This window comes from Luteimonas salinisoli (assembly GCF_013425525.1).
Lineage (GTDB): Bacteria > Pseudomonadota > Gammaproteobacteria > Xanthomonadales > Xanthomonadaceae > Luteimonas > Luteimonas salinisoli.
The window spans coordinates 47,463-74,103 of the sequence record NZ_JACCKA010000055.1 but is presented as its reverse complement, the minus strand read 5'-3'; the positions used below and the strand labels follow the sequence as shown (position 1 = coordinate 74,103).

Below are 26,641 nucleotides of genomic sequence, written 5' to 3'. Positions count from 1 at the left end.
CCGCCCTGGCACATAACGAGGGCTGGTCGGGCCTGAGTTGCTCCCTGGCGTCGCGAGAAAGAACAGGCAACCTGTTCGAAGAGTGAATTTGCGCCAATGGTTAGTCGCTTTCCCCAGCTGGTTCACTTTCAATCGATGCGTCGAGCTCAGCCGACGCGTCGAGTACCTCATCCAAAGCGTCTGCTACTTCTGCAGCATTCGATGCGGCTGATTCTGCTGCAATCGCTGAATCATTCGCCGCTGCTGCTGCAGCTTCGAGTGCAGCTGTTCTGTCCTCTTTCGAATCTAGAATCGAGGAGTACTCCGAGCGAAACCGATGGTCTTGGGGGAACTGCGCGTCCTGCGCCACTTCAACATTCGCTATGACACGCATCCAAATTGGCGCGCCATCATCAGCCATTGAGAACTCGATCTTCGGGCGTGCCATGAAAGCAACGGCAATCCAGAGTACAGAAATGATCATGACGAGTCCTGAAACAGATCCGGCGCCGAGCCTGAACTCATAGGGGCCAAGCCTGCCGGAGAACTCCGACATGGAAGTGGCCGAACTCCCTCTGCGTGAAACCAGTTTGAACCCTAGGTAGAGACAGAACAATGCTCCTACTACGAGAAGTAGCGCGAATAGATAGGACAACGAAAAGAGTAAGATGTGCATGAGTGAATTCCATTTGTTTTCGATGGATGAGCTCGCAGTGCCTGCTCCACCGCAACGTCAATGACACATGCGAGCCAGTCGCAGGCTGATGAACGAACGTGCTTCTTTGTGCGTGTCACCGATCGCAGGCAGGTAGCCCGAAATTGCACACCAGCCGGCCGGTCACGCCCTTGTCGCGAAACACGAAGCGACTGACGTCGACGCTGAACGCCACTAAGTGGCCGTCGTCGCTCGCTTCGTCCCGAGTGCGCGCATAGACGATGTTGACGCTTCTAAAGGGTGTGCGGACTACGAGTCCGGGGTGCCAGCCGTCGCTTTCCCCGCCGGGCACGTAGACGGCCGCGAGAGATCCGCCCCAGTCGTCGGCGCGAGTATTCTTACTCGAGTAGCGCCAGCGGCTCCAGCCAACGGCCTCAATCGCGCCAATGACACCAGACGCAGAACCGTCCGTCGAAAACGGCGCGATGCCGAGGGTTGGGTGGAAGAGTATCAATGCGGACGTGGGCGGTTCCGGCCAGAGTTCAGCGCTCCCATCCCTCGGGTTGCCGCGATAGAGCGCACCGTTGAGGGCGATCTCCCATGGCAATTGGACCCGGCTGGTCCCGCCACCGAAGTTGTAGGCGTCCCACTTCGCGTAGTTGATTCGAGCATCGACAGCCAGCTTCACGAAAGCGGCAGGTGCGAGAGTACTAGCATGCACGGCATCCAGCGTGGCGGCGTGGAGAAAGATGCGGGCAGCGGTGTCGAAGGCTTCGATGCAACTCGAAGAAGCCGTTGAATCATTGAGATTTTCCCGCAGTTCTCGTTCGTCCAGTGGGGCGAGGCTGCCAGCGAGCAAGGCGTCGAGCTTCGCCCCGACCGTGGCAGAACAGCCATCGGAGATCGCCGCAACCATGATGCGGTCCCGCAGGACATCCGCACCGGCGAGGGGACTGGGGTGGGGCTTCGGTCGCCCGTACGTGTCGATGGCGCGTCCCAGTGCATCGCTAGACCTCGGGGGGATCACGTCCATGGCCAGTGTTCGAGGGTTGAGCTGATTGTCGAGCTCCGCACCAGCGCGATGCTGGTAGGCAGCTTGCTCGCATAACTGTCCGCCGCCGCTACACGCGACCAGAACTGGAGCGAGAAGAACGGCGTTCGCTGCTTCCAGTAAGGCTTTTCCGGCTTTGATCCGTCGCGTCGCGTCGGTTGCGAAGAGGTTGGGTGGCCGGCATTCCTGATCTTCGCTCGAGATTTCGTGGAAACGGATCGCCACCGTCCTGAGCGTGGACGCGCCGTCGGGCGGGCCAGCGCTTCTGCAAGTTGCAAGGCGCGCTTCGATGGAATCCGTCGGCGAGGTTCCGGTGGTGCTGGCCTGTGCGTTGTGTATCCATCCACCCAACAGCAGGAACGAGGTGGTCAGGAACTTCAAGGTGATCATGTCAACCCCCTAGTGACCGCCCTGCGTAATGCCTTGAGCGTTAAGCCGTTCTCGAAGTACCGGCTGCCCGCCCATTCAGCTAGATAGGTTCGTGCCTTGATCTCTAGGCGGTGCTTGATCTCGGCCTGTAACTCGCCGGCGTACTTCTCGGCGGCCGCGGCCTGCAGCCGCGACTCCCGGGATTCCATTTTCAGAATGCGAGTCCAGAACGCGGCGCATACTGGCGGCTGCTTCATGTAATGCGAGAACTCATGCGGCAGTCCGCCGATCGAGAGCAGGGCTCCGCCCCAATCAATCGAGCGGAAATCATCGTCGCCAATCTGCACCTCGGACAGGTAAACGTCTGCAGGTCCGTTATCCTGAACGTACCCGCGACCCCAGGGTGCCTCGAAGGGTTCAAGTTGTGCTAGCACGTCGAACTTGTGGCTGAAGGAAAGTAGCGAGCGTGGCGCGCGGTCCGAGCCGGGCTTTATCCGGGTCGAGTAGATGTTGGGGACCCCGCGTGTCAGGAACTGCGCGACGTTGGCCAGCAGGCAGGCGGTCCGCGGCGGCCGGACATTGGGGTAGCGTTGTGCGAACTCGTCGCTGACGAACTTGTTGAGCAAGTCGAGTGTGACCAGCGTGCCCAATGAGTGTCCGAGGAGGCTCCAGCCGGTCACGCCCTGGCGAGAGAATGCATCCCCCAATCGGTCGCCGACCTGGACCCACACGTCCGCCTCGACCTGGGCGCGGACGATTGGGGCCAGGTACAGAGCAACGTCCGCGAGGTGGGTCCAAGCGAAGTTATCCACGTCCCCCACGCCGCTGAACAGCCCGCGCAGGCCGTCCACGAGGTTCGGAATCCCGCTGCCCCCCACCAGGTCGATGCCGTCAATGCTTGCGCTGAGCTCGGACCACCGTTCCGCCTGGGACGCCCAGGCGTCGCGAAAGCGGTCGAACGTGCTGTCGTAGTTGATAGGCACCACGATGTACGGCCGGGTGGCGCTAGCGGCGTAGCCGAGTACGGGCCTGACCACCTCGTCGAACTGCGAATCCAGGCAGCGCGCAGCCTGTGACAGCCAGCCATCCGTATCTGGGACGTATTTGCCGGTCTCTACCGAGCCATATTTGCCCATTCCGTGAAGCAGCACGATTGCGTGTGTCAATGGGTATCTCCGATAGCGATCGATGGATGGTCTGCAGCGCGGCACAAGCGCTGCCATGGCACAAAGGCGGAGCCCGAGTTTTGCTCCGAGGGCTCTATCAACGGCGTGGGGACGATACTCGCTTGCCGCTTCAGTTCTAGCTCCTGCATGGGATAACGTCTTTCACGTAGTGCTAGAAAAATGCGAGCGAAAGGCACCGTGGCGCGGTAGTTAGCGGCGACACACACTATGGCAGTGACGTTGAGGCTCATGACTGCTTTTCGCCTATGTATTGGCAGCAGGGTGGAATGGCGGTCCGCCGTTGCGTGACCTAGCCTCTCCGCTGGACCGCGGACTCAGGTTGGTGTAAAGAGAGTATTCCCGGGGAGGGCCCGCTGCATCCTCCATCTGGAGGAGGTGCAACGGACACGGCCTTAGGTGGCGAAGCCAGAGGGGCCGCGAGCTGTCACTGCCAGGAGCCGGCCATGGGGCGTTCGTCTGTAGCATCCCCCGAGCTCGACCATCTGATTAGACAGATGCATGGAACCCTGGCCGAAGGAATGCAGATGGAGCATTGCCTTCGCCTGCTCGCGCCGCTATTCGGGTCGCATATCACCGGCTTGAACACGAACGATCTGGCCGCCCGTTGGGCCAGCTATCCGGTCATCGTGGGCGAGTTCGACGCCAGCTCACTGAAAGCAATCGCAAGCGACTACGAAGCGAAGGCGCCGGTGGAGAACCTATGGATGAATCGGAGTGTGCACGGCTACCGGGCGCAGGGCTACCAATATGGGGAGGCGGTGGTCACCGATTCGGAGTTACTGGGCTCTCCCTACTATCTGCATTTCCTCAGGCCCGCCGGCATCCGCCACGGCATGGCCATCTGCCTGGAGGACGATGGGAGCACCCGGTTTACGGCTATCTCGTTGAACCGATCCGCAGCACAGGGAGCTTTCGGGGAACGTGAGTTCCGCTTGGTGCGCGCATTGCGCCCCCACTTGGTGAACTTGTATGCATTGCACCGTCAGTTGGCTGCTGCGCAGCGGAGTGAACGATCGTTCCGCGCCTGTTTCGAGCGGGCGCCAGCCGCTGCCGCCGTGATCGATGGCAACGGCAAGGTTCTCGAGTCGAATCCTCGCATGGAGGCACTGCTCGAGCGGTCGCGAGCTCTCGATTGCAATCATGCAAGGCTATTGCGCTTTCGCAATCCTTCGGTGCAGGAGAAGTTCGTAAGAGCGATCAGTTCGCTGTCTACCGTTCCATTCCCGCCAGCCCCGGTACCGTTTGTCGCGGGTACGGTCGAGAGCGGCTTCAGAGGAATGTTGGTGATTCATCTGTTCGCCCTTCCCAGTGCCGCCAACGCCCCGAGCCTGGACCGCGCACGCATGCTGGTGATGATTTCCTCCCTGGAGGAGCGCGAAAGCGAGATTGAATCCTGTCGCACACTTTGCACGGCACTGGGCCTCACCCCCAGCGAGGCCAGGACGGCAGTGTTGCTTCGTACCCATCATGACCTGGAGCAAGTGGCGATCGAGATGAGAGTCGCGATCAGCACTGTCAGGACGCACATGAAGCACGTCTTTCAGAAGACAGGTACGGCGAAGCAATCAGAACTGGTGCTGCTTGTGGATCGTCTTCTCCTCGGTGCAACGCTGTAGTGGCGGCCGGCTCGGAGAAGCAGGCGTCTAGGGGCAGGGTGTCAGGCGGAAGGGTGTCAGGGACAATTGTCCCGCGGCCGCCCGATCCATTGCGACGGCATCACGCGCGGCAGGCGACGACATGGCGTTGCACGGCCTCGATTGTGCAATCGCGCCAAAAACAGGGATCAGGTTCGACTTTCTAAAGCCTCGGTGAGCGGTGACGATGCTTTCCTCGACGTGGCGCTACCAGCGCAGCAGGTAGGCACCCTCCAAGACCGGGTTGATATCGCGCAAGCATTCGTTGCAGAGTGCGGAAGATGTCCTCGCCCCCCACCTTGAAAACGACATCCGAGCCGGTTCCGGCATCATCCGCGGTCGTGGGCACGTGGCGCCTGGTGTCCTATGACGTGGAGGTCCGGTCCACGGGCGAGCGGTTCCCGGCGATGGGCGAGCACCCGGCGGGCTACACCATCTTCAGCCCCGAAGGCCGGGTGTGGTTCATGCTGGCCGGTGATGGCCGCCAGCCGGGCGACAGCGACCGGGAGATGGCGCAGTTGCTCGAAACGCTGATCGCGTATACCGGCCGCTACCGGATCGAGGGCGACGATTGGGTCACGGCGGTCGACGTGGCCTGGAACCCGGCCTGGGTCGGCACCGAGCAGCGTCGCCAGTTCGTGCTCGACGGCGACCGGCTGCAGGTACTCACGCCCTGGCGGGTGATGCCGAACTGGGCGGACGAGGGCGAGACGCGCAGCATCATCACCTTCGAACGCGTTGCCGAGGGCTGAGGGCGCAATCGCAGGGCGCAATCCTGCTGCGCCGCATGGATGTCCAACGGCTGATGAGCAGTGGGCCGTCATCGCGTCCTTGCGATGATCGGCCTTCGCCTTGTCATGCGGGGGGTCGCTCGTGGTCCGGACGCGCTGTGCGCGCCTGTCAAGAGGGGCCTCGCTCCGGTTTCGAACCTCAGCCCTGCGCCGGCTTCCAATCCGCCGCCGGTACCGTGTTGACCATCCACGGCACCCCGAAGCGGTCGACCAGCGATCCGAAGCCGGGCGACCAGAAGGTTTCTTCGAACTTCATTACCTGCCTGCCGCCTTCGGAGAGTTGCGCGAACCAGCGCTTGGCCTGGTCGATGTCGTCGGTGTGCAGGGTGACGTCGAAGCCGTTCTTGGGCTTGTCCACGTTGGGCGCCCAGTCGACGTCCATATCGGCCCCCATCAGGGCCTGGTCGCCGACCTCGAGCCAGCAGTGCATGAGCCAAGTCTTGTACTTCTTGTCGGTGATCGGCATGTCCGGCGGCGCGTCGGCATACGGGATGGCCGCGGTGATCTTGCCGCCCAGCACCTTGGCGTAGAACTCGAACGCTTCGCGGCATTGCCCCTGGAAGCTCAGGCTGGTCACGATCTTCATGTCATCTCCTCGTTGGGTGGGTTCTCTGCGACGGATGGGAGGGCGGGGATTCGACAGCAGTTCGGCTAGACTTCCGCCATGACCACCCCGGACCAGGCCAGGCTCGACCGCATCGTCGCCGAAGCCCGGCGCAATGCCGAGCAGCGCGCCAACGACTACCGCGAGCGTGCGCTGAAGCTGTACCCATGGGTCTGCGGCCGCTGCGCGCGCGAGTTCACCCGCGCCAACCTGCAGGAATTGACGGTGCATCACCGCAACCACAACCACGACGACAACCCGGCCGACGGCAGCAACTGGGAGTTGCTGTGCGTCTACTGCCACGACAACGAGCACTCGCGCCAGGGCGACTACACCGGGGTCGGCGCACTGGAAGCCGAAGACAAGCCCGCGGCGGCCAGATCCAGCCCGTTCGCCGGCCTGGGATCGCTGCTCAAGCGCGAGAAGCCCTGAGGGGGAGAAGCGGGGTCAGGTTCTTTTGCTGAGCGCCGGCTCGCGGACAACGGGGAACAACTGCCGGAGCCTGACGTCCCGCAGCCACAGGCCGCCCCACATGAACAGCCCGAGGTATAGGCTGAAGAGGATGTGGCTGAACAGCGGGCTCTCGGCCCTCACCTGTGTCGCCATCGCTCCACCGAGCAGGCCCATCATGAGCACAGCACCGAACACGCTGGTGCGCGGGATGAGATACAGCACCAGGCAGGCAAGTTCGATCAGGCCGATGGCGACGGCATAGCCCGCAGGCCAGCCGAGCTGCGCCATCGTCTCCTCGGCCACCGGCATGCCGAGCAGCTTGGGCGAGATCGACGCTCCAAGCATGAAAAGCGCGAAGAGGCCAGTCATGACGCGGCCGGTCCAGAGCATCTTGGGTGTGTTCACAGCAGTGCCTCGCTTGGGTTGGTTGCGACTCGTCTACCGACGAACGTCGCTACCCCGTTTCGACACGCCGCAGACGACTCGACCGCGAGCCGGGGCCCGGCCGGCCTTGTCGCGCTTGCGCAACCCGTCAGAACCCGGGAACGGGGCTGGAACGGGTCGCAAGAACGGGTCGCAAGAACGGGTCGCAAGAACGGGTCGGGTTCGGCTATCCGAACCTGACCCCGTTCCGGTCCTCTTTCAGCCCAGCATGTGGCAATACACCTCGTAGGACTCGATGCGGCCCACCGCCTGGATCGCGTCCAATACGTCCTGGCGCGCGAGGAACGCTCGCTTGCGGGCCCGCTGTCCGGCCTGCGCGGGGAGCGGAGGCGGCTTCCGGCAGTCCTGGGCCCAGACAAGGATGGTGGTGCGGTGGTCGTCCGATGCCAGCAGGTCGGGCAGCAGCGCTGCGGCGTCGTCCGCCTTGTCGGCTTGCAGCAGGACGTGGAGATACAGCAGCGGCGCCTCTTTGCGCAGGCCGGAGAGTTCCTGCAGCGCGAACATGGCCATATCCGCGTCTTCGATCTGCAAGGCGGCGCAGTGGTGGATGGCGGCGCGAACGGCGCGGCCGTAGTCGCTCATCGCCTCCTCGCCGGCGAGCGCGGCCGCGGCAAGTGCTTGCCTGGGGTTGCCACGGTCGCACTCCAGGCTGCCCAGGTTGAGCGCCTGGCTGATGTTGGTGCCGCCATTCTCCCCGAGCCGGCTGGCGCGACGCAGCTCTTCGACGGCCTCGTCGAGGCGGCCCATCCTGCGCAGGGCAATCGACTTGTGGTTCATCAGCCAGACCTGCTGGTGCAGGTCCGAAAAAGGCGGTGCGTCCAGCGGCGCGGATGCGATGCGATCGAGCGCGGCGTCGGACAGCGCCACGGTTTCCTCGTGGTGCCCGCCCAGCAGGAGCATGTGGCCCAGTGTGACCATGGGCTCCAGCTGGTCCGGGTAGCTGTCGACCAGCTTCCGCACACGTTCGATTTCCTTCGCCGTGGCATGCTGGATATTCGCACGCCAACCGTCGCGATCCAGCAGGGTGTCGAACTGGCGATCCGCGCGCATGGCGATCAAGGTGTTCGGACCCGTGATACGACGGGCGACGATCCGTGCGCGCACCAGGTCGCCTTCCTGCAGGTGCGTGCGCGCCAGCGACAACCAGATGCCTCCCGGCGCACCCGCGCTGCCGCCCTTCCAGTTGGCGTCGAACAGCGCCTGCAGGTATGCGATGCGGTCCGGGGTATTGAGGTCACCTTGCTGTGCGAGCGGGTAGAGCACATCCGCACTGATGTTCCCAAGCAACTCCGGCCAGCGGCCGATCATGGTGGTCATGGCACGGGCGGCGGCATCCAGGTCCTGCAGCTCCAGGGCGACCAGCGCCATCCGGTACCAGTCGTCGGGATCATCGCTGTCGAGGTCCGCGACACGGAGATAGAGGCCGGCGGCCGCCTCCGGGCGACCGTTTCGGGCCGCGCTCCAGGCGGCCGCGGACAGTGCCCGCCTTCGATCGTGGACCGGAAGCCGTTGGAACGCGGGGTCGCCGATCAATGCTTCGAAAAGCTGGTCTGCCCGCGCGTCGGCCCCCGATTGTGCTGCGCTCCAGGCCTCCGCGATCCGCTGCCGGTAGTACGTGTCGCCTTGTTGCTGTGCGACTGCCTCCCCGGAGCAGAACGCAGCGACGATCAGCAGAACGCCCGCCCAGACGAGTTGCCTTCCCATACATCCCCCCCCTTCTCACGCCCTTGGGGGATTGTGTCACGACCGTGGGCGGAGGTTGCGGGGAAGTGCGACGAGATGGGCCGGGTGGGGCGATCCGGCAATCGTCCCGCGTCAATCGGCCGTGGCGAGTCTTTCCCGCAGGCGGGGTGTCGCGTAGTCGAGGAATGCGCGCAGCTTCAACGGCAGGCGGCGTTGGCCGGTGTACACGAGGCTGGCGGGCATTGCCGGCGGCTCGAATTCGCGCAGTACGGTCTGCAGCCGCCCGCGGCGTTTCCATTCCTCGATCTGGTAGGACAGCACGCGCGTCACGCCGACGCCCGCGATGGCCGCATCGATCGCGGCTTCCGCCGTGTTCACCACCAGCGCCGAGCGCACCGGCACCGCAACCTCGGCGCCATCCACCGGGAACCGCCACACTTCGGTGGAATTGATCGCGTCGAACGTGACGCACCGATGGTCGGCGAGGTCGCGGGGCACGCTTGGAAGTCCATAGGCGGAGAAATATTCGGGGTGGGCGCAGACCACGCGACGGATGGTGCCGATGCGCGTCGCCGTCAGCCGGCTGTCGGGTAGCTCGCCGACGCGCACGGCGAGATCGATCTGCTCTTCGTGCAGTTGGGCGATGCGATCGCCCTGGATCAGACGCACCTTGATCTCGGGGTAAGCCGCCAGGAATTCGACGACGACCGGCAGCACGTGCATCCGGCCCATCACCAGCGGCGCGGTGATCACCAGCTCGCCCCGCGGCTCGGAAAATTCGCCCGCCGCGGCCCGCTCGGCCTCGGTCACGTCTTCGAGGATGCGCTTGCATGCGGAGAGGTAATCGCGACCGGAGTCGGTCAGCGTGAGCCCCCGGGTGGAGCGGTTGAGCAGGCGCGCCTTGAGGTGCGTCTCGAGGTCCGACAGCTTGCGACTGACGGTGGCCAACGGCATGCCCAGCTTGCGGCCGGCGGCAGACAGGCTGCCGTGCTCCACGACGCTCATGAAGACGCCCATGGCCTCCAGTCGGTCCATGTCTGTTCCATATTTCGGAAGAGTGATTCCACTATTTACACCCTAGTGCCGAAATATGGAAGCACCTAGGCTCTCTGGGCGACGGGCGCCAAAGCCAGCCACCACCGCCCGCGACCTGCGCCTTCCCTCTCCGCCGAGGAGCCGACCATGGACAGACCCCCACTGCCGCCCTTCATCCGGGACACCGCCGCGCAGAAAGTGCGGTTGGCCGAGGATGCGTGGAACACGCGCGAGCCCGCCCGGGTCGCCTGACGACCGGCCGTCGCTTGGCGAACTCGGTCTCTGATCCATCACCCCGCAATCCACCTTTCCCCCTAAAGGACCTTCGACATGGCAATCCAACTCCATCGCCACCCGCTATCGGGCCATTCGCACCGCGCGCAACTGCTGCTCTCGCTGATCGGCCTGGAGGTCGAATTGGTCGACGTCGACCTGAAGAGTGGGGCGCACAAGCAGCCGGAGTTCCTGCGGATGAACAGCTTCGGCCAGGTGCCCGTGCTCGACGACGAGGGCGTGGTGGTGGCCGACTCGAACGCCATCCTCGTCTACATCGCCAAGAAGTACGGCGGCGGCCAGTGGTTGCCGGAAGACCCGGTGGGCGCGGCGCGCGTGCAGCGCTGGCTGTCGGTGGCCGCGGGCCAGATCGCGTTCGGCCCGGCGGCCGCGCGCGTGGTGACCGTGTTCGGGGCGAAGCTGGACGCGGACGCGCTGATCGCGCGCAGCCACGCCCTGCTGAAGGTGATCGACGGCGAGCTGCAGGACCGCGCCTTCCTGGCGGCGGACGTGCCGACCATCGCCGACGTGGCGGCGTACTCCTACATCGCGCACGCGCCGGAAGGCAACGTCGCGCTGGATGCGTACGCCAACGTCAATGCGTGGTTGCAGCGCATCGAGCAGCTGCCGGGCTTCGTGCCCATGCCGGCGACGAAGGTGGGGCTGGCGGCGTGAGCCGCCCACGGATCATGGCGAGCAATTGGTGCCGGCAGCGAGCGGCCGGCAAAACGATGGGCGAACGCCATGAGAGTTGAAGAGCTCGGTTCCAACGCGCTGATGTTCGTCGGCGATGTTCACGAATCGGTGGCCACGGCGTTCCTCGACGGTGACGACGTGCTTCTGGTCGACGCGCTGGGCAGCATGGAGGACGCGCATTGGTTGCACCATGTCCTTTGCCGGGACATGGGCAAGACGGTGCGGATCGTCGCAGCCACCCATTTCATGAGCGACCACATCGCGGGACTGTCATTGTTCCCGGAGGCGTTGACGATCGCGAACAGGCACCATCGCCATGCCTTCCTTTCGCAGAACAAGCCGGTCGACGCGTTCTATCGCGAGCCGCAGGTGGTGTTCGATGGCGGAATGACCTTGCGCTGGGGCCAGAACGAGTTGCGCTTCCTGCACAACCCCGGCAAGACGATGGACCACGTCAGCGTGGACGTGCCCACGGCCGACCTGGTCTGCGCCGGCGACAACATCGTCGGCAACATCGTCTATCTCTCCAAGGCCGACCCCGCGCAGATCCGCACCGCGATCGACCGGATGCGCCAGTTCGGCCGGCGCACCGTCATCGGCGGGCACATGGGCCGGTTTCCCTCCGCCGTGCTCGACAACGCGATCCACTACCTGGACCGGCTGCAGGCTGCCGTGATCCGGATCCGTGCCGATGCGATCCGCGCCGATGCGACACCGCACGCGGTCCACGAGCGCATCGCTGCGATTCCCATCGAAGCCTGCCTGGCACCGCGGGTCGAACCGACCGGTTTCGAGCGCGAATGGCACCAGCACAACCTGGCGGCGATCGTTGCGCAGTCGGTCTTCGCGCTCGATGCCGAAATCGCACTACGGGAGGATCGCGCATGAACGACAACGACCGCGTCTCCACGCACCGCATCTCGCGTCGACGGTTCCTGGCCGGCAGCGCCGGCGTGGCGACCGCAGCGCTGTTGCCGGGCAGTCGCGTCTTCGCGACGGCCAACCCGGACGGCCTGCGCATCCGTCGGCTCGCATGGGCGGGCATCCGCCTGCAGCTCCCGGAGGCGACCTTGTTCATCGATCCGCTGATCAACCCGGACAGCTGGGGACCCGGGCTCGAGGATCCGCTCGTTCCCGTTGACGACGCCGTTGGCGACGTCTATGTCCTGATCACCCACGCGCACCCCGACCATTTCGATGCGAAGGCCGTCGCGGAAGCGCTGGGCGGTGGTGGTGCTCTCGTGCACCCGGCCGGGACGAACCCGAGGCCGCTTCCACAAGGCGCACGGGCATGGCCCGGCACGCTCTGGGAGCCGCAGTTGCTCGGCGACTTCACCGCCACCCCGGTGCCCGCCGCGGACGGGTATGGCGACCCGCAGGCTTCCTGGGTGGTGTCGGCGGGAGGCCGTCGTATCTTCCATGGCGGAGACACGCTTTGGCATGGGCACTGGTGGCGGATCGCCCGCCAGTTCGGCCCGTTCGATGCGGCCTTCCTGCCGGTCAACGGTGCGCGCTTCGGCTGGCGCAAGCCGGTCAGCGGCCAACCGGGCGTGTTGACACCCGAACAGGCGGTTGCGGCCGCGACCATCCTGGGCGCGCGTCGCCTGGTCCCCATCCACTACGGCGTATCGGGCCTGGCGGAGTACGTGGAGGTCGAAGACCCGATCGAACGCTTGCGCAGGGCGGCACGCGGGACGTCCGTTGCAGTCCAGGTCGTCACGCCTGGCGAATGGATGGACTGGGGGGAGTGACAGGGATCGGGCTGGCGGCGCAAGCCGCCCACCGGGCCCTGTCGAGTCATGGCAATGTCGACTGCACTGTCCCCGTCGCACTTCCACGCCGGCGAGCTCGCCATCCAGCGGCGACTCGGCGTGGCCGAGCGTATGGACGCGATCGCCAGGAAGGTGGTGCGCGACCACATGCCCGACCAGCACCGGACGTTCTTCGCGCAGCTGCCGTTCCTGGTCGCGGCCAGCGTCGACCGGCACGGCGACCCTGCCATCACCCTGCTGGCGGGCATGCCCGGCTTCGCGCATTCCCCCGACGCGACGTTTCTGCAGATCGATCGCATGCCCGATCCATCGGATCCGGTCGCCGAAGGCTGGGTGCCCGGCGAACCCGTCGGCCTGCTCGGGATCGAGCTGCACACGCGGCGACGCAACCGGATGAACGGCATTCTGGTGCGGGACGAAAGCGGGAGGCTCGGCGTGGCCGTCGGCCAATCCTTCGGCAACTGCCCGCAGTACATCCATGCGCGCGGCTTGGAATTCGTCCGCGACCCCGCGCAGGCCTGGCAGGGCGACATCGAGTCCGGCCAGGATCTCGATGAGGCGGCGCGGGAGATGATCGAGGCTGCCGACATCTTTTTCGTCGGCAGCCATACCGAGCAGGGAGAGCAGGGTGCGCGCTCGGTGGACGCTTCCCACCGGGGCGGCAAGCCGGGCTTCGTCAGGGTCCGCGGCAACCGGCTGACCATTCCGGACTTTGCCGGCAACCTGCACTTCAACACGCTCGGCAACTTCCTGCTCAACCCCAAGGCGGGCCTGGTGTTCGTGGACTTCGCCACCGGCGACATGCTCCATCTGTCCGGCGATGTGGTGCTCGATTTCGAGGCGGAAGAAGTCCGCAGCTTCCAGGGCGCGGAGCGGCTGTGGCACGTGGACATTCGGCGCTGGACCAGGCGGAGGGGTGCGTTCGCGCTGCGCGGCCGCGACGGCGAAGTGTCGCCGAACTCGCTGATGACCGGCTCGTGGGAGCAGTCCGACGCGCGCCGCGAGGCCGAGCGGATACGCGGGCAGTGGCGCGACTTCCGTATGGTCGAGGTCGTGCAGGAGTCGTCCGTGGTCAAGTCGTTCTGGCTCGAACCCGTGGACACGGCGGGGCCTTGGCTGCACCAGGCCGGCCAGTACCTGCCGGTGCGGCTGAAGCTGCCCGGCGACGAGCGCCCTACCTCGCGCGTGTACACGCTATCGGCCGCTCCGTCCGACGGCCGCTATCGCATCAGCGTCAGGAAGCAGGGTGTCTTCTCCGCGCACCTGCACGACGGCTGCCGCGCCGGCGACGTGATCCAGGCGCAGGCGCCGCGCGGCGAGTTCGTCGTCGATGCGCTGGAGCAGCGCCCGCTGGTGCTGATCTCCGCGGGCGTCGGCATCACGCCGATGATCGCGATGCTCAGGCACGTGGTTCACGAAGGCGTGCGGAAGCGCCGCATGCGGCGAACCTGGTTCATCCATGGCAGCCGCAGCGTGGCCGAGCGTGCTTTCGCCGGCGAGCTGCGGCAGCTCGCCGAGGCCACCCACGGTGCAGTGCGCGTGGTCCAGGTCCTGAGCGATCCTGGCGAGGGCAGCGTCGAAGGCGTCGACTACCACGCGAAGGGCCGCATCGACCTGGCTCTGCTGCAGGCGGTGCTTCCATTCGGCGACTTCGATTTCCATCTGTGCGGACCGCCGGACTTCATGCAGTCGGTCTATGCCCAGCTGCGCAGCGCCCATGTGCCGAACGAACGCATTTACGCCGAGGCGTTCGGGCCGGCCGGCATCCGGCGCGACAACCAGGCCGGCCTGCCGCCTGCGGCCACCGGATCGGTCGAGGTGCTGTTCGCGCGTTCGGGCAAGGAAGCGAGATGGATGCCTGGCTCCGGAAGCCTGCTCGACCTGGCCGAGGCGCATGCGCTCACCCCGCCGTATTCCTGCCGTTCGGGCGCCTGCGGGAGCTGCAGGCACGCGCTCGCGCAGGGCTCGGTCACCTACCCAAGCAAACCCCGGGCTCCCTGCGGCGACGACGAGGTATTGCTGTGCCAGGCGCTGCCGATGCAGGGCAGCGAACCGCTGATCATCGAGGCATGACCGAACAAAGGAGACACCATGGCGAACATCATCGAATTCATCCTGGACATCGCCTCGCGCCTGGCAGACCGGCGCGTTACTTCCCGCCGGCACGAAAGCGACTGCGCCGAGAAAAACGATCCCTCTGCGCTGATCGAGTCCCTCGCCATGCCCCAGCAATGGATTGCGGGGACCGAGCTTGCGGATGCCTACCGGAGCGGTTGCGGTGGCGCTGCGTAATTCCCGCATGAACAAGGCGCGTCATGGGGACTCTCGGGACCGACTTCCGGGAGGGCAGCGTCCGGCGAATACGACATCCCGTCCCGCGAGCAGCGCCTCGGATCGATCCGAGTTCCGCTCTGCGCGTCTGCAGTCGTCGCGTCGTGCGGGCCAAGTTTTGTCGCATGACGCAATCATCGCGAAGACATTCGCGCCACTTCGAATGGAGATATGACATGTTTCTCAGAACCGCCGCCTTCATCGCCGTCTTCCTGGCCACCTGCATCGCGCCTGCCTTGGCAACCGATCCCCCGGCGACGGTGCGCGTCTACACGCTGGAATGCGGCCGCATCGAGTTCGCCGACCTGGGCATGTTCTCGGACACCGGCGAATACGACGGCCAGGCCGGTGCGCTTGCCGAATCCTGCTTCCTGATCCGCCACCCCAAGGGCGACCTGCTGTGGGACGCCGGCCTGGGCGACCACTTCGCGGCGACGCCCGGTGGCGCGGAGGTGCGTCCAGGCGTGCGCGCGATCGTCGAGACGCCACTGCTCGCGCAGCTCGAGCGCATCGGCGTGACGCCGGCCGACATCGAGTTTCTTTCGTTCTCGCACTTCCACTGGGACCACACCGGGAACGCCAACGCCTACACGGACGCGACGTGGCTGTTGAGCCGCCGCGAACTCGAGGCGCTGGAGGGCTCGCCCCTGCCGCCGGGGGTCAAGCCAGAGACCCTCAGCGGGCGCAAGCAGGCCAAGGTGGAACTTCTCGACCTCGATCACGACGTCTTCGGCGACGGTACGGTGAAGATCCTGCGCGCCCACGGCCACACCCCGGGCCACCAGGTGCTGCAGCTCCAGCTTGCGCAGGCGGGCACGGTGATCCTCTCGGGCGATCTGTTCCACACACGGGAAAACTTCGAACAGAACCGGATGCCGGACTTCAACGATTCTCGCGGCGAGACGCTGGCTTCCATGGACCGCATCAAGCGTATCCTTCAGAACACCAGCGGCCGCCTGGTGATCCAGCACGAACCCAGGGACATCGAGGCGATGCCCAGGATCCCCGCCTATCTGGATTGATTGAAAATATGGGGAAAGGCGGCGCCGAAGTCGTGGTGACCTGTGTCGACGAATCGCTTAGTCCCCTCCGTCCCCTTCGCCCACGGTGTGCCGGCGGGCCTCCGCTAGCGCCGACTGGCGCGTGCCTTGGGCGGACAGCGACAGCAGCCGGGCGTAGTGGCGTCGCGCCGCGGCCTGGTCGCCGGCGGCATCCGCCGCCCGCGCTGCGCCGAGCATGCTGTTGAAGCGGTTGGGATACAGCGACAGCGCGTGCTCGTACGCCACCAGTGCGTCGGCAGGCGACTGCTGCAGGCGCAGCATGTCGCCGAGCATTTCGTGCGCGGGCAACGTGGGCCCGGGCGTGACGGGTGGCTTGGGGATGGATGCCTCCAGCGCCGCTGCTTCGGCCAGGCGTGCGCGCGCCGTGGCCGGGTCGCCATCAGCCTGGGCGATCCAGCCGTCCAGCGCCAGCGCCAGGACGTGTACGTGGCTTGCGAACAGGTCCTCGCCGTTGGCCCGCGTGGCCGCCTCCAGTTCCCCCAGCCTTGTGGCCTGCACGCGCGCTTCGGACACGTTGTCGCTGCGCGCGGCGCCGAGGCCCCGGGCGAAGCGTACGATCGCTTCGGGCCAGGTGTGGCGGTCCCAGTCCAGCGCAGCCGGGTGGCGCGGTTCGAGCGCGGCCGCGGCGGCCCAGTCGCCGCGCTCCAGCGCCAGGCGCGCGGGAATCGACGCCAGGTGGAAGGCGCTCTTGGCGCCCGGCTCCAGGTTCGGCACGGCCTGCAGGCGCGCCGCTTCCCTGGCCGCCGCGACATCATCGCCCTGCTGGAGATGCCCGTAGACGAGGTATTCGATGGCATGGGCGAACTCGTCCCAGACGTACTGGCCGCGATCGCCGGCAGGGTGTTCCAGCGCGGCCTCGGCGGCGCGCCGGTTGCCGCTGATCACCCGGTCCCAGTCGCCGAGCCGCGTGTAGATGTGGGTGGGCATGTGCAGCGCGTGCGGGTTGCGCGGCGCCGCCGCGTCGTAGCGGCGGGTGACCTCGATCGACTGTCCCTCGCGGCCGGGCACGTCGTTGGCGTGCACGAGGTAGTGCATGGCGCCGGGGTGGGCCGGATGCGCCCGGTGCATGGCGGTCAGGATCGCCGCGGCGCTGTCGGCGCGCTGCCGCGCTTCGTCGCCCGTCGGTGGCGCGCCGGCCAGGTGCGCCAGCGCATGGAAGGTCGCCACTTCGACGTCGTCGGGGAAGGCGTCGTACAGGTCGGCCTGCGCCGCTTCCCAGCGGCGCACGCGGGCCCAGTAGTCGGGGTGGTCGGGGTCGCGGAAGAACGCAGCGGCTGCGGCGATGAAGCCGCGCTCGCGCACGTCGTCCGGCGCCAGCGCGTGTGCCCGTTGGGCCTCGCGCCAGCCCTGCTGCAGCGCCGCGGCGTCGGGGCGCGTCGGCCACAGCGGGGTGAACAGGGTCATGGCGATGCCCCAGTGACCCATGGCGCAGGCCGGATCGGCTGCGACGGCCGCGGCAAAGGCTTCGCGTGCCTGCGGATAGGTCATGTGGTGGAGCAGCGCCAGGCCACGGTCGAAGGCCGCCTGCGCCGCGGCATTGCACGAGATCTCGAGCTCCACCTCTCCGAGTGGCGCTGCGGATTCGGACCCGGGGTGGCTGTCGGCTGGGTCCTGCGCGGCCGCCATGGAGCCGAACAGCAGGGCGGCGAGCAGGACGCCCCGGCCGATCGGCCCTGTGGCGGGATGGGAGGACGGGCGGACGGAATACATGAAGGGCTCCGGTGAACAGCGCCGCGGCGACCACGTGGCCTTGCCAGGTCGGCGCAACTCAGTGGCACCAACGCAGGCCGAAGGCGGGTCAGGCCAGCCGTCCATCGGATCGGACGGGGGCCGGAAGAAACGACGCGCGTCGACCAGGGCGTCGCTCCGTGGACGAAGCGGTCGCCGTCTCATGCCCTTGCCGGCGGGCGCGTAGTCTATTCCTCGGAAGCCTCGGAAGCCTCGGAAGCCTCGGGAGCCTCGGGAGCCTCGGACCGCGAGATTGCGTTGCGCGCCTTCGCCCACCATCGCCCGGCAAAGGTGCGTGCCTGGTCGGAGCCGTTCCGCAACGACTGGCCGAGGGGTTGCCAGGCCTGGTCTTCGACGAGGCGTGCGGCAATCGCGAGTGCAGCCGGTCCTTCGCTCTTGACCACCTCCCAGGTGGCCGCTGCGATCAAGCGCGGCATGAAAGCGGCCGAATCGACATCGCCGACCTTGGCTTCGATCCTGGCGATCCGGGTGGAAAGGACCTCGCGCACCGGTTCGGGCACGTTCGGGTCGCGGCTCATGCGCTTGAGCGTAATGAGTCCGTCCTGGGTGCGGCCTTCATGAAACGCGAACCCGGCACGCGGCAGGTCGCCGAGCCAGGGGTGCTGCAGCAGCGCGCCGAGCGCATCGAAATGCAGTTGGGCGCGATTCCAATTTCCATCGCGAACTGCGGCATAGCCGAGGGCCATGTGCAAGACGATCAGCCGTTCGACCGGCGCCAGATCGTCCTTCGGCTGCTGCGGCGCGGCCCGGATCCTTGCGCTCTCCTGTTTCGCCAGGCCCGGCCATTCCAGGCGCTGGAACGCCACCGCGCGCAGTGAGGTCGCCGCGGTGCGGTCGAACTCGCTGCAGAGTCCGGCATCGACGATGTCGGTTTCGGCGATCGCGAGCGTGTTCTTGTCCGAGATCAGCGCGCCATAGGCAAGCAGCACCCGCATCGAGCACAAGTCGGCTTGGGTGATGTCCCGCGGCGATGTCCGCCCGGACCACTCCGCGCCCTTCTGGTAGGCCACAACGGCGCCTGGCAGCGTGGCTTCGGACGCTTGCCGATATCGCGTGTACACGATGCCATCGCGTAGTTCGGCGAGTCGTTCGGACTCGGTTTTCTTGCCTCCGCAGGCAGAGAGAACGGTCAACAGGATCAGCAGTATCGGCGGATACAGCGATCGATCGGTGTGAGTCATGCGCATCCTTCGCCAATCAGTCCATGTCTCAACGGGGAAGTCCCCGGGCGCAATACTACCTCCGCCTGGCGATCCACCCATCCAGCTGCTTCGCGAACGCCTGCCGGTCCCGCGCGTTGAATGCGGCCGGCCCGCCGGTCTGCACGCCCGCGCCGCGCAGCTCTTCCATGAAGCTGCGCACCGACAGGCGCTCGGCGATGTTGTCCTGGGTGAAACGCTCGCCGCGGGGGTCGACGGCTTCGGCGCCCTTGGCCAGCACGCGCGCGGCGAGCGGGATGTCCTGGGTGACCACCAGGTCGCCAGGCCCGGCGCGTTCGGCGATGGCATCGTCGGCGGCGTCGAAGCCGCCCTGCACCTGCAGCGCGCGGATGAAGCGCGAACCCGGCGTGCGCAGCCACTGGTTGGCGACCAGGGTCAGCGGCACCTGCGCCCGCTCGGCAGCGCGGAACAGGATGTCCTTGATCGGGCCGGGGCAGGCGTCGGCATCCACCCAGATCTGCACGGATGGGGTTCCTGTTGGACTTGTCATCGGCTGCTCTCCATTGCCGGTCGAGGATAGCCCGGCTGTTCACGCAGCGGCCCTGGTGCCAGTGTCCAGGCGCGCGTCGAAACGGGGGGCCGGCGTTCGTCGCTGGGATGCAGCCATGCCGACGGCCGAGGCCGATGGCCCGGCTGCCACGCCTATCCTGCACGCCGACGATCGAACCCACGACTGGAGCACGCCGATGTCCCTCACCCGGATCCACAATCTGTCCATCTCGCTCGACGGTTTCGCCACCGGCGAACCGCAATCCAGGGAAGCCCCGTTCGGCCATGCCGGCGAGCGGCTCCACGAATGGATGTTCGCCACCCGGTTCTGGGCCGGGGCCGGGGGCGCCGTCGGCGCCGACCATGCCTTCGCGGCGCGCCACGAGGCCGGCATCGGCGCCGAGATCATGGGCGCCAACAAGTTCGGACCGCCCGGCTGGCAGGACGACCCGGACTGGAAGGGCTGGTGGGGGCCGAATCCGCCGTTCCATACGCCGACCTTCGTGCTCACCCATCGGCCGCGGCCGCCGCTCGAGATGGCGGGCGGCACCACGTTCCATTTTCTCGATGCCGCCCCCGCCGAGGCGCTGCAGGCCGCCCGCAAGGCCGCCGATGGCCTGGACGTGCGCATCGGCGGCGGCGCCACGGTGGTCCGCGAGTTCATTGCCGCCGGGCTCGTCGACCACATCCACCTGGTCCAGGTCCCGATCGTGCTCGGGCGCGGGGTCCGGGTCTGGGACGGCCTGGAGGCGCTCGAGCGGGACTACGCCATCGAGGCGGTTTCGACCCCGAGCGGCGTGACCCACCTGACCTTCATGAGGAAGGGAGACGGGGCGGCGGAGGATCGTCAGGCAGGGGAATGAACTCGGCATCGTCGGCATCGGGCAGCTTCATGCGACCCGCCTTCCAGTCCGCCGCGGCCTGCGCCAGCCGCTCCTTCGACGAGGACACGAAGTTCCAGTAGAGAAAGCGCTCGCCCACCGGCTCGCCGCCCAGCACCATCACCGTCGAATGCGCGACGGCCCGCAGCCGCGAGGCGTCCTTGCCGAGCACCAGCATCCTGCCGGCGGCGTAGTCCGCGCCGTCGAGTTCCACCGCACCGGTGGCGATGTACACGGCGCGTTCGGAGTGGCCGGCGGGGATTTCCGCCGTCGCCCCCGGCTCCATGTCGAGGTGCGCGTAGAACTGCGGCGAATGCGTCGCCACGGCCGCGGTGAGGCCGTAGGCGCTGCCGGCGATGAGTTGTCCGTGCACCCCGCCGTCGCTCCACTGCGGCAGGTCGGCGCCGGCGTGGTGCGAGAAGCCCGGATCCACTTCCTCGTATTCGGCCGGCAGCGCGACCCAGGCCTGGATGCCGTGCAGGCGATCGCCCTGCGCCCGCGCCCGCTCGAGCCGCTCGCTGTGGGTGATGCCGCGGCCGGCGGTCATCCAGTTGACTTCCCGCGGGCGGATCGCCTGCGCGTACCCCAGGCTGTCGCGATGCACGATTTCGCCCGAGAAGAGGTAGGTGACGGTCGACAGCCCGATATGCGGGTGCGGCCGCACGTCGACGCTGCGGTCTACACCGGGCGGGAGGTCGAGCGGCCCCATGTGATCGAAGAAGATGTAGGGGCCGACCATGCGGCGCTTGGCGAAGGGCAGCACGCGGCCCACTTCCATTCCGCCGCCCAGGCTGCGGCGGCGTTGTTCGATGACCAGTTCGACCATGTCGTGTCTTCCGTCTTGTGTGCGCGCCGCCGCGCGAGGAATTCCAGGAGTCTCCACCCGAGCGCGCTCGTGCGCAACGCGGCGCTGCTCGGCCCTGTCACGCAGCCTACGTCGAAGGCGCTCCCTTCCGCATCAGCCCGCGCCGGCCGGCACCGGGGTGTTGAGCAGCTGCTGTTCCCACAGGAACGCGATGCCGCTGCCGGCGGCGTGATGCTTGAGCACGTCGGTCAGCTCCGCGGCGTGCTCGGTGCGGGCCCAGTCGCGCTGCCATTCGGACACCACGGCCAGCCAGGTCATCATGTTGGCGCCGGCCGCGATCATGCGCTGGATGGCCACCTGGTGCGCCTCGACCGACGTGCCGCCGGACGCATCGGTCACCACCGTGACGTCCCAGCCCTCGCCGAGAGCCTGGATCGCCGGCATCGCGACGCAGATCTCGGTCCACAGGCCCGCGATGATCAGTTGCCTGCGCCCGGTCGCCTTCACCGCGTCCACCACCTTCTTGTCTTCCCAGGTGTTGATGAAGGTCCGGTCGATCACCTCCTGGCTCGGGAACACATCGGTGATCTGGGGAAAGATGAGGCCGCCGCGGTCGGCGATCACGCTGGTCAGGAGGGTGGGCACGCCGAAGGCCTTGGCGGACTTGGCCAGCGCCGTGGCGTTGTTGACCACCATCTGCGGATCGTGGCTGTTGAGGTTCGCGAGCTGGTAGGGCTGGTGGTCGATCAGAACCAACACCGAATCTTCGGGGCGAAGTAGCGAATCGAGGCCGTTGCGAAAAGTCATGACTGTCCTCTGCTGTGATTGCGAACGAAGTTGGAGGGGAGGGACGGGCGCTCGGGATGGCGCCGTCCGGAAGGCAGACAGTGCCATCGCCGTTCGTGGCGCGGTAGCGCTATGCCGTGCCAAACTGTGTCGCGGAATCGGGAACGCCGACGTGGATATCGAAGAGTTGCGGACCTTCGTGGAAGTTGCCGACGCCGGGGGCGTGTCGTCCGCTGCGCGCCGGCTCGGCCTCTCCAAGTCGATCGTCAGCCGGCGGCTCGGCCGGCTGGAAGGGGAGCTCGGCGTGCAGCTTCTCGCGCGCAGCACCCGTGGCGCCGCGCTCACCGAAGCCGGAGTCACGTTCCGCGACCATGCCGCGCGGGCCTGCGCCGAGATGGATGCGGCCCGGGAATCGATCCTGCCCGCCGGAGAGCTGCGCGGCCGCCTGCGCATCGCCGCGCCGTTGTCGTTCGGCCCCACCCATTTCGCGCCGGTGCTGGCGGAGATGGCGCGAAACCATCCGCAGCTCCACATCCACACCGTCTACAGCGATCGCTTCGTCGATCTGATCGGTGAGGGTTTCGATTGCGCGATCCGGGTGGGCTACCTGGCGGACTCCAACCTGGTCGCACGACGCGTCGGGCCGATCCGCGGCAGGCTCGTCGCGAGCCCCGGCTATATCGAAGCGCACGGCTCCCCCGAGACGCCGGAGGAACTCGTTGCCCACGAAGCCCTCATGCAGGGGACGGAAGCCTGGCAGCTCACGAATGGCGACCGGACCGTCACCGTGCACCCGCGGGGGCGCTTCAAGGCCGACAACGGCACCGCGCTCGTCGCGGCCGCAGTGGCGGGGCTGGGCATCGCCTGGCTCCCCGATGGCCTGACCGCGGAGTGGCTGGCGTCGGGCGCGCTGGTCCCGGTGATGACGCGCCATCCACCGCCGGTGGCCGGTATCTATGTCATCCGCCCGCCGGGCCAGCACCCCGCACGCAAGGTGCGGGTGTTGACCGAGTTGCTGATCGCTTGCTTCGGCCAGACACCCGACATCGCGGGCGCCGGCCGGCCACCGCCTCCGGGAAGCGAAGCCGGCCCCGTCCAGCGCTGAGTCCATCCGGCCGTCGGGCTCCGTCCCTGGCCGGCGGCCAACGCCGTCGCTCGCGCTGTCGCTCACGCGGTGGATCGCGCGACGCAGCGCGCCGTTGCGGGCGGGCGCCGCGCCGTATCCACAGGCCGGCGTCCGCCCGCGTTTCGCATCCGCACGCCGCACCCTTCGATTCGGGATTCCGGAAGGCGCAAATCAGCGCTCGACCGATGCTCGCCGGCGCCCCCCGGCGAGACCCTGCCTGCGCGACATATCCGCTCGCGACCGCAGGAGAATCCAGATGCCCTACGACCAAGTGCAGTTCCTGGGCCATGCCATCAACACCGGGCCCGCGCGCGACCCGACCAACAACACCTACGCGTATGTCGGCAGGAGCAACGTCGACGACGACATCCGCGACCGCATCGCCCGGGTGCGTTCGCTGCTGCAGGTCGCGCGGGACGAGGCCGCTCCGGATGCCGGCATCCTGAAGGTCATGATGCTGCCGGAGTTCTACTTCCGCGGCCCGCGTGGCGCCTACACGCTCGACCAGGCCCTCAGGGTCGTCGAAGGGCTGCAGGCCCTCGTGCAGGACGAGCAGTGGCGCGACTGGTTCTTCGCATTCGGCAGCGTGATCGCCTACAGCTACGCCGGCGACGTCGATCCGATGGACGACAACACGGAGCCCGCGGAGGTCTACAACATCGTTCCGTGCCAGATCGGCGGTTACGGCCAGGACGCCGCGGACGCGGCGCGGGTGGTGATGAAGGAAAAGCTTTCCGGCATCGACTTCATCAGTTCGCCGACGTCTCCGGATGGACTGCGCGGCGCGCAGGACTACGAGGCGTTCCTGCTCGACTACGTCAGCCACCTCGACCCGATGAGCGACATCGGCGTCGATTCGGAAGTCCAGTTCGTCAACTACGGCGGCGAGGGGGTGTTCAAGGCCTGCGGCTTCACCTGGGGCGTCGAGGTCTGCCTGGACCACGCGTTGGGGCGCCTGCAGCAATCCTCCAACCTGCCGAAGATCGCGTTCCAACTGATTCCATCGTGCGGGATGAGCATCAAGGGCGCCAACATCGCGCTGCAGACGGGCTGGGTCTTCAACGTGGATGGCCTCAACCGCGGCCGGACATCTTCGGCCGCCGCGCCCGGTCCGGCACACACCGAACTGCTCGAGGTCGTGGCCGGCAACACCCAGAGTCTCGACCCGGTGCGGGTCGCCCTCGCCACGCTGGACGTGGCGGGCCTGTACGCACACGGCGCCGGCGAGCTTCACGTCTATCCCCCACAGCCGGCGATCCCGAGCTGAACGGGGTACGCCCGAAGCCCCGCCGGGCTCGCCCGTCCGGGGTCTAGGGAATTGCGAAGCGCCGAATCAGCTCTGTGCCGATATCCAGCCCGGCGTCGCCGCGCCAGCCTGTGTCGAACCCCATCAATGACGATCGAGGAGCGCACCCATGGCCGGACAAGTTTCCCTCGACGCGCTGATCCAGGGCATCGCGGGCGCCGTGATCGATGCGCAGGACCAGATCGAACAGCACCAGGTCGCCAACCTGGCTGGCTACTTCGACGGCGACCACCGTCCGAAGAGCCTGCTGCTGCGCCTGCCGTCGCTGAATCCGGATGCCGCGCCCGGCGACGAGGACTTCTACCGCGCTCCGCTGCTGTCGCTGGTACCGACCAACCAGCTGCGGATCAAGGACGTCAGGATCAGCTTCGACACCAATCTCGGCGAAATCGCCCAGCAGCCGCCGGAGGCAGCCGGGACAGCGGCAAAGGCGGAGGACTGGCCGGGCGCAGACGGGTTGCCGCGCACCACGATCAATATCGATCCCCAGGCCGGCCCGGCCGGCCGCGGGTTCGGCGCGGTGCGCGTGGTGATGCGGGTGGAAAGCTGCGAGGCGCCGGAAGGCGCCGCCCGGTTGCTCAACCACCTGGCGCAGACGCAAGGCGTGGTCAAGACCGTCAACGTCGGTTGACGGATGGAAAGGGGCGCACGCGCGCCCGGGATTCGAATCCACTACCCACAACGAGGAGCAACAGTCATGGCCGATGAATTGGTCCAGATGTCCAGTCAGTTCCGCGGTCTCCCGATGGGAGACCTGATCGGCGGCCCGCTCAGTGCCGCCTGCGATGCCCAGGTCAAGTTGGCCCAGGCGACCGCGGATTTCATCCGCGTGATCGGGTTCCTGCCGCCCGCCAAGGCGGACCCGAACGATCCCGACGCGGTGGGCGACACCCGCACCGCCTTCTTCAAGTTCAAGCGGCCGGTCGATGGCGCCAAGCCCGGCGAAATCGCCGAGGAGGAGGTCGAGCTCGAGGTGCCGCTGCTGGCGATCGTCAACGTACCCAACCTGAGCATCAAGACCGTGGACGTGACGTTCGACATGGAGGTCAAGTCGTCCTTCTCCACGACCCAGAGCTTGGACAAGAGCGGCTCGTTCTCGGCCGACGCCTCCATCGGCTGGGGCATCTTCAGCGCCAAGGTGCACGTGCAGGGTTCGGTCTCGGCGCACCAGGAGAGCACGCGGAAGTCCGACAACTCGGCCAAGTACCACGTTGCCGTGCATGCGGAGGATTCCGGCATGCCGGAGGGCCTGGCCCGGGTGATGGACATCCTGCAGTCGGCTTGCGCACCCAGCAACGTCACGCCGGCCACGCCGGAGAAGCAGGCGGCCTGAACTGCACGAAGCGCGCCCGCCCGGCCGTGATGCCGGGCGGGCCCGACCTGGAGACTGGCGAATGTCCGATCTGAGCGAGGTGCGCCATATCAGACGCATCGTGGTGGGCAGCGACAACCCGGCGCGCATCCGCAGTCCCGAGGAGGTGGAGCGTTCCGCCGCGCTGCTCAACCGGTGCCTGGAGGAGTCGCCGCGCGGCCACATCGTCGGCGTCGAGAAGAGCTTCACCGTGGTGCAGATCGGAGAGCACCAGGTGGTGCTGCAGTGGCTGTGCTACCACGTCGGGTTTCGCCGGCGGCCGCTGTGGTTGACGGACGAGCTCCAATGAACCGCGTGCGCGAATATCCCTTCGACGCCCTGCTCGGCGGGCTGGTCGCCGCATTGCAGGCCGCCCGCGGGGCCGCCGCCGGACAGTACCGGCGACAGGTGCAGGCGATGGCGGGCGAGGGCGGCGGTACCGTCGGGCCGGCCGCGGCCGGCGTCTCGGTCGCCAGCCTGCGCGCGTTCCGGCAGATCCGGATTCGCGATCTGGCGATCGAGTTCGACTGCATGCTACAGCCGTGCCGCAAGACGTCGACCGTGCGCCTGCTGCTGCGCCAGCCGGCGCGCTGGCGCTGGCCGCGCCGAAGCGTCCATCGCCTGCGAATCGAGCTGGTCGATGCGCCGTCGCCGCAGTGCGAGGTGAGCATCGACGGCCGCGGATTCAAGCGCTTCGCCATCCCCGCCGGACCGTAGCGGAGCGTCCCATGCGCCATGTTTCCGCCTTTCGCCTGTCGCCTGCCGATTCGGCCCGCCTGCACCAGGCGCTGGGCAACGCCCAACCGGCGCCGCGACGGTACGCCCGCCTGCTGCTCGCCGCCGTCGTCGCCGCCGCCGCTGCACTCGCCATAGCCGCAGCCGGCATCGCGCTGCGGCACATTTTCTGAAA

At 67.1% G+C, this 26,641-nt stretch carries 29 protein-coding genes and 1 pseudogene; 18 read left to right on the top strand and 12 right to left on the bottom strand.

Going from position 1 to position 26,641, the window contains the following annotated elements:
• Nucleotides 1-100: 100 nt before the first annotated feature.
• The 3 genes from H0E84_RS09025 to H0E84_RS09015 form a co-directional block, all read right to left on the bottom strand.
• The gene (locus H0E84_RS09025; RefSeq protein ID WP_180678317.1) at nt 101-535 is read right to left on the bottom strand and encodes a hypothetical protein; all 435 of its coding nucleotides are present in this window, start codon (nt 533-535) and stop codon (nt 101-103) included.
• Between the two features lie 235 nt (nt 536-770).
• Complete coding sequence (locus tag H0E84_RS09020; protein ID WP_180678316.1) at nt 771-2,075, bottom strand: hypothetical protein; 1,305 nt, start codon at nt 2,073-2,075, stop codon at nt 771-773.
• Nucleotides 2,072-3,220, bottom strand: coding sequence for a hypothetical protein (locus tag H0E84_RS09015; RefSeq protein WP_180678315.1), 1,149 nt, complete (start codon nt 3,218-3,220; stop codon nt 2,072-2,074). Before H0E84_RS09015 ends, H0E84_RS09020 begins: the two co-directional genes overlap by 4 nt.
• 515 nt (nt 3,221-3,735) lie before the next feature.
• Here H0E84_RS09015 and H0E84_RS09010 point away from each other — a divergent pair.
• Nucleotides 3,736-4,857, top strand: a complete 1,122-nt coding sequence (locus tag H0E84_RS09010; protein WP_180678314.1) for a hypothetical protein — start codon at nt 3,736-3,738, stop codon at nt 4,855-4,857.
• A gap of 359 nt (nt 4,858-5,216) precedes the next feature.
• A complete protein-coding gene (locus tag H0E84_RS09005; protein ID WP_345776293.1) occupies nt 5,217-5,627 on the top strand; it encodes a lipocalin-like domain-containing protein in 411 nt (136 codons plus the stop codon).
• Nucleotides 5,628-5,805: 178 nt separating this feature from the next.
• Here the strand turns inward: H0E84_RS09005 and H0E84_RS09000 are convergent, their stop codons facing one another.
• Entirely contained in the window at nt 5,806-6,252 is a 447-nt protein-coding gene (locus H0E84_RS09000; RefSeq protein WP_180678312.1) for a VOC family protein, read from the bottom strand.
• Between the two features lie 78 nt (nt 6,253-6,330).
• On the opposite strand from H0E84_RS09000, the gene H0E84_RS08995 reads away from it, so the two are divergent.
• Nucleotides 6,331-6,702, top strand: a complete 372-nt coding sequence (locus H0E84_RS08995; RefSeq protein WP_180678311.1) for a YajD family HNH nuclease — start codon at nt 6,331-6,333, stop codon at nt 6,700-6,702.
• Between the two features lie 15 nt (nt 6,703-6,717).
• Here the strand turns inward: H0E84_RS08995 and H0E84_RS08990 are convergent, their stop codons facing one another.
• The 3 genes from H0E84_RS08990 to H0E84_RS08980 all read right to left on the bottom strand — a co-directional run bounded on the left by H0E84_RS08990 (nt 6,718) and on the right by H0E84_RS08980 (nt 9,885).
• A complete protein-coding gene (locus tag H0E84_RS08990; RefSeq protein WP_180678310.1) occupies nt 6,718-7,128 on the bottom strand; it encodes a DoxX family protein in 411 nt (136 codons plus the stop codon).
• Between the two features lie 237 nt (nt 7,129-7,365).
• Nucleotides 7,366-8,871: a tetratricopeptide repeat protein gene (locus H0E84_RS08985; RefSeq protein WP_180678309.1), complete on the bottom strand. Its 1,506-nt coding sequence runs from the start codon at nt 8,869-8,871 to the stop codon at nt 7,366-7,368.
• A gap of 111 nt (nt 8,872-8,982) precedes the next feature.
• Nucleotides 8,983-9,885: a LysR family transcriptional regulator gene (locus tag H0E84_RS08980; protein WP_180678308.1), complete on the bottom strand. Its 903-nt coding sequence runs from the start codon at nt 9,883-9,885 to the stop codon at nt 8,983-8,985.
• A gap of 147 nt (nt 9,886-10,032) precedes the next feature.
• Here H0E84_RS08980 and H0E84_RS08975 point away from each other — a divergent pair.
• The 7 genes and pseudogenes from H0E84_RS08975 to H0E84_RS08945 form a co-directional block, all read left to right on the top strand.
• A pseudogene (locus tag H0E84_RS08975) lies at nt 10,033-10,134 on the top strand (DUF1348 family protein); the annotation flags it as partial.
• A gap of 81 nt (nt 10,135-10,215) precedes the next feature.
• The gene (locus H0E84_RS08970; protein WP_180678307.1) at nt 10,216-10,833 is read left to right on the top strand and encodes a glutathione S-transferase family protein; all 618 of its coding nucleotides are present in this window, start codon (nt 10,216-10,218) and stop codon (nt 10,831-10,833) included.
• A gap of 69 nt (nt 10,834-10,902) precedes the next feature.
• Nucleotides 10,903-11,742, top strand: a complete 840-nt coding sequence (locus tag H0E84_RS08965; RefSeq protein ID WP_180678306.1) for an MBL fold metallo-hydrolase — start codon at nt 10,903-10,905, stop codon at nt 11,740-11,742.
• Nucleotides 11,739-12,605 carry an MBL fold metallo-hydrolase gene (locus tag H0E84_RS08960; RefSeq protein ID WP_180678305.1) on the top strand — a complete coding sequence of 289 codons (867 nt, stop codon included), beginning with the start codon at nt 11,739-11,741 and terminating at the stop codon, nt 12,603-12,605. Before H0E84_RS08965 ends, H0E84_RS08960 begins: the two co-directional genes overlap by 4 nt.
• Nucleotides 12,606-12,659: 54 nt before the next feature.
• A complete protein-coding gene (locus tag H0E84_RS08955; RefSeq protein WP_219339657.1) occupies nt 12,660-14,699 on the top strand; it encodes a 2Fe-2S iron-sulfur cluster-binding protein in 2,040 nt (679 codons plus the stop codon).
• An 18-nt stretch (nt 14,700-14,717) separates the two neighbouring features.
• On the top strand, nt 14,718-14,918 hold the full coding sequence (locus H0E84_RS08950; RefSeq protein WP_180678303.1) for a hypothetical protein: 201 nt from the start codon (nt 14,718-14,720) through the stop codon (nt 14,916-14,918).
• Nucleotides 14,919-15,133: 215 nt separating this feature from the next.
• Nucleotides 15,134-15,979: an N-acyl homoserine lactonase family protein gene (locus H0E84_RS08945; protein WP_180678302.1), complete on the top strand. Its 846-nt coding sequence runs from the start codon at nt 15,134-15,136 to the stop codon at nt 15,977-15,979.
• Between the two features lie 57 nt (nt 15,980-16,036).
• On the opposite strand, the gene H0E84_RS08940 is transcribed toward H0E84_RS08945, so the two are convergent.
• From H0E84_RS08940 to H0E84_RS08930, 3 genes are all read right to left on the bottom strand, one after another.
• Nucleotides 16,037-17,728 (bottom strand): hypothetical protein, encoded by a 1,692-nt coding sequence (locus H0E84_RS08940; RefSeq protein ID WP_180678301.1) that lies wholly within the window; start codon nt 17,726-17,728, stop codon nt 16,037-16,039.
• Nucleotides 17,729-17,934: 206 nt separating this feature from the next.
• Nucleotides 17,935-18,948, bottom strand: a complete 1,014-nt coding sequence (locus tag H0E84_RS08935) for a hypothetical protein (RefSeq protein ID WP_180678300.1) — start codon at nt 18,946-18,948, stop codon at nt 17,935-17,937.
• Between the two features lie 55 nt (nt 18,949-19,003).
• Nucleotides 19,004-19,477, bottom strand: a complete 474-nt coding sequence (locus H0E84_RS08930; RefSeq protein ID WP_180678299.1) for a YaiI/YqxD family protein — start codon at nt 19,475-19,477, stop codon at nt 19,004-19,006.
• Nucleotides 19,478-19,673: 196 nt separating this feature from the next.
• On the opposite strand from H0E84_RS08930, the gene H0E84_RS08925 reads away from it, so the two are divergent.
• Nucleotides 19,674-20,339 (top strand): dihydrofolate reductase family protein, encoded by a 666-nt coding sequence (locus H0E84_RS08925; RefSeq protein ID WP_180678298.1) that lies wholly within the window; start codon nt 19,674-19,676, stop codon nt 20,337-20,339.
• Here the strand turns inward: H0E84_RS08925 and H0E84_RS08920 are convergent.
• Together H0E84_RS08920 and H0E84_RS08915 are read right to left on the bottom strand one after the other, a co-directional pair.
• Complete coding sequence (locus H0E84_RS08920; protein ID WP_180678297.1) at nt 20,290-21,183, bottom strand: pirin family protein; 894 nt, start codon at nt 21,181-21,183, stop codon at nt 20,290-20,292. The two genes, H0E84_RS08925 and H0E84_RS08920, sit on opposite strands and share 50 nt — an antisense overlap.
• Nucleotides 21,184-21,315: 132 nt before the next feature.
• Nucleotides 21,316-21,969 (bottom strand): hydrolase, encoded by a 654-nt coding sequence (locus H0E84_RS08915; protein ID WP_180678296.1) that lies wholly within the window; start codon nt 21,967-21,969, stop codon nt 21,316-21,318.
• A gap of 151 nt (nt 21,970-22,120) precedes the next feature.
• Between H0E84_RS08915 and H0E84_RS08910 the strand changes: the two genes are divergently transcribed.
• From H0E84_RS08910 to H0E84_RS08880, 7 genes are all read left to right on the top strand, one after another.
• Complete coding sequence (locus H0E84_RS08910; protein WP_180678295.1) at nt 22,121-23,053, top strand: LysR substrate-binding domain-containing protein; 933 nt, start codon at nt 22,121-22,123, stop codon at nt 23,051-23,053.
• A gap of 277 nt (nt 23,054-23,330) precedes the next feature.
• On the top strand, nt 23,331-24,341 hold the full coding sequence (locus tag H0E84_RS08905; RefSeq protein ID WP_180678294.1) for a hypothetical protein: 1,011 nt from the start codon (nt 23,331-23,333) through the stop codon (nt 24,339-24,341).
• 148 nt (nt 24,342-24,489) lie between these two features.
• Nucleotides 24,490-25,011 (top strand): DUF2589 domain-containing protein, encoded by a 522-nt coding sequence (locus H0E84_RS08900; RefSeq protein WP_180678293.1) that lies wholly within the window; start codon nt 24,490-24,492, stop codon nt 25,009-25,011.
• A gap of 66 nt (nt 25,012-25,077) precedes the next feature.
• Nucleotides 25,078-25,713: a DUF2589 domain-containing protein gene (locus H0E84_RS08895; protein WP_180678292.1), complete on the top strand. Its 636-nt coding sequence runs from the start codon at nt 25,078-25,080 to the stop codon at nt 25,711-25,713.
• 61 nt (nt 25,714-25,774) lie between these two features.
• The gene (locus H0E84_RS08890; RefSeq protein ID WP_180678291.1) at nt 25,775-26,041 is read left to right on the top strand and encodes a hypothetical protein; all 267 of its coding nucleotides are present in this window, start codon (nt 25,775-25,777) and stop codon (nt 26,039-26,041) included.
• Nucleotides 26,042-26,046: 5 nt separating this feature from the next.
• Nucleotides 26,047-26,448 (top strand): hypothetical protein, encoded by a 402-nt coding sequence (locus tag H0E84_RS08885; RefSeq protein WP_180678290.1) that lies wholly within the window; start codon nt 26,047-26,049, stop codon nt 26,446-26,448.
• 11 nt (nt 26,449-26,459) lie between these two features.
• Nucleotides 26,460-26,639, top strand: a complete 180-nt coding sequence (locus H0E84_RS08880; RefSeq protein ID WP_180678289.1) for a hypothetical protein — start codon at nt 26,460-26,462, stop codon at nt 26,637-26,639.
• Nucleotides 26,640-26,641: the final 2 nt, after the last annotated feature.

What these genes read in the sequence shown, in the direction of transcription:
- H0E84_RS08945 (WP_180678302.1), top strand. Translation starts at nt 15,134, where the DNA reads ATGTTTCTCAGAACCGCCGCCTTCATCGCCGTCTTCCTGGCCACCTGC.
- H0E84_RS08995 (WP_180678311.1), top strand. Translation starts at nt 6,331, where the DNA reads ATGACCACCCCGGACCAGGCCAGGCTCGACCGCATCGTCGCCGAAGCC.
- H0E84_RS08985 (WP_180678309.1), bottom strand. Translation starts at nt 8,871, where the DNA reads ATGGGAAGGCAACTCGTCTGGGCGGGCGTTCTGCTGATCGTCGCTGCG.
- H0E84_RS09000 (WP_180678312.1), bottom strand. Translation starts at nt 6,252, where the DNA reads ATGAAGATCGTGACCAGCCTGAGCTTCCAGGGGCAATGCCGCGAAGCG.
- H0E84_RS09020 (WP_180678316.1), bottom strand. Translation starts at nt 2,075, where the DNA reads ATGATCACCTTGAAGTTCCTGACCACCTCGTTCCTGCTGTTGGGTGGA.
- H0E84_RS08925 (WP_180678298.1), top strand. Translation starts at nt 19,674, where the DNA reads ATGTCCCTCACCCGGATCCACAATCTGTCCATCTCGCTCGACGGTTTC.
- H0E84_RS08955 (WP_219339657.1), top strand. Translation starts at nt 12,660, where the DNA reads ATGTCGACTGCACTGTCCCCGTCGCACTTCCACGCCGGCGAGCTCGCC.
- H0E84_RS09025 (WP_180678317.1), bottom strand. Translation starts at nt 535, where the DNA reads ATGTCGGAGTTCTCCGGCAGGCTTGGCCCCTATGAGTTCAGGCTCGGC.
- H0E84_RS08890 (WP_180678291.1), top strand. Translation starts at nt 25,775, where the DNA reads ATGTCCGATCTGAGCGAGGTGCGCCATATCAGACGCATCGTGGTGGGC.
- H0E84_RS08940 (WP_180678301.1), bottom strand. Translation starts at nt 17,728, where the DNA reads ATGTATTCCGTCCGCCCGTCCTCCCATCCCGCCACAGGGCCGATCGGC.
- H0E84_RS09010 (WP_180678314.1), top strand. Translation starts at nt 3,736, where the DNA reads ATGCATGGAACCCTGGCCGAAGGAATGCAGATGGAGCATTGCCTTCGC.
- H0E84_RS08965 (WP_180678306.1), top strand. Translation starts at nt 10,903, where the DNA reads ATGAGAGTTGAAGAGCTCGGTTCCAACGCGCTGATGTTCGTCGGCGAT.
- H0E84_RS08950 (WP_180678303.1), top strand. Translation starts at nt 14,718, where the DNA reads ATGGCGAACATCATCGAATTCATCCTGGACATCGCCTCGCGCCTGGCA.
- H0E84_RS08970 (WP_180678307.1), top strand. Translation starts at nt 10,216, where the DNA reads ATGGCAATCCAACTCCATCGCCACCCGCTATCGGGCCATTCGCACCGC.
- H0E84_RS08960 (WP_180678305.1), top strand. Translation starts at nt 11,739, where the DNA reads ATGAACGACAACGACCGCGTCTCCACGCACCGCATCTCGCGTCGACGG.
- H0E84_RS08900 (WP_180678293.1), top strand. Translation starts at nt 24,490, where the DNA reads ATGGCCGGACAAGTTTCCCTCGACGCGCTGATCCAGGGCATCGCGGGC.
- H0E84_RS08880 (WP_180678289.1), top strand. Translation starts at nt 26,460, where the DNA reads ATGCGCCATGTTTCCGCCTTTCGCCTGTCGCCTGCCGATTCGGCCCGC.
- H0E84_RS08895 (WP_180678292.1), top strand. Translation starts at nt 25,078, where the DNA reads ATGGCCGATGAATTGGTCCAGATGTCCAGTCAGTTCCGCGGTCTCCCG.
- H0E84_RS08930 (WP_180678299.1), bottom strand. Translation starts at nt 19,477, where the DNA reads ATGACAAGTCCAACAGGAACCCCATCCGTGCAGATCTGGGTGGATGCC.
- H0E84_RS08935 (WP_180678300.1), bottom strand. Translation starts at nt 18,948, where the DNA reads ATGACTCACACCGATCGATCGCTGTATCCGCCGATACTGCTGATCCTG.
- H0E84_RS08980 (WP_180678308.1), bottom strand. Translation starts at nt 9,885, where the DNA reads ATGGACCGACTGGAGGCCATGGGCGTCTTCATGAGCGTCGTGGAGCAC.
- H0E84_RS08915 (WP_180678296.1), bottom strand. Translation starts at nt 21,969, where the DNA reads ATGACTTTTCGCAACGGCCTCGATTCGCTACTTCGCCCCGAAGATTCG.
- H0E84_RS08905 (WP_180678294.1), top strand. Translation starts at nt 23,331, where the DNA reads ATGCCCTACGACCAAGTGCAGTTCCTGGGCCATGCCATCAACACCGGG.
- H0E84_RS08920 (WP_180678297.1), bottom strand. Translation starts at nt 21,183, where the DNA reads ATGGTCGAACTGGTCATCGAACAACGCCGCCGCAGCCTGGGCGGCGGA.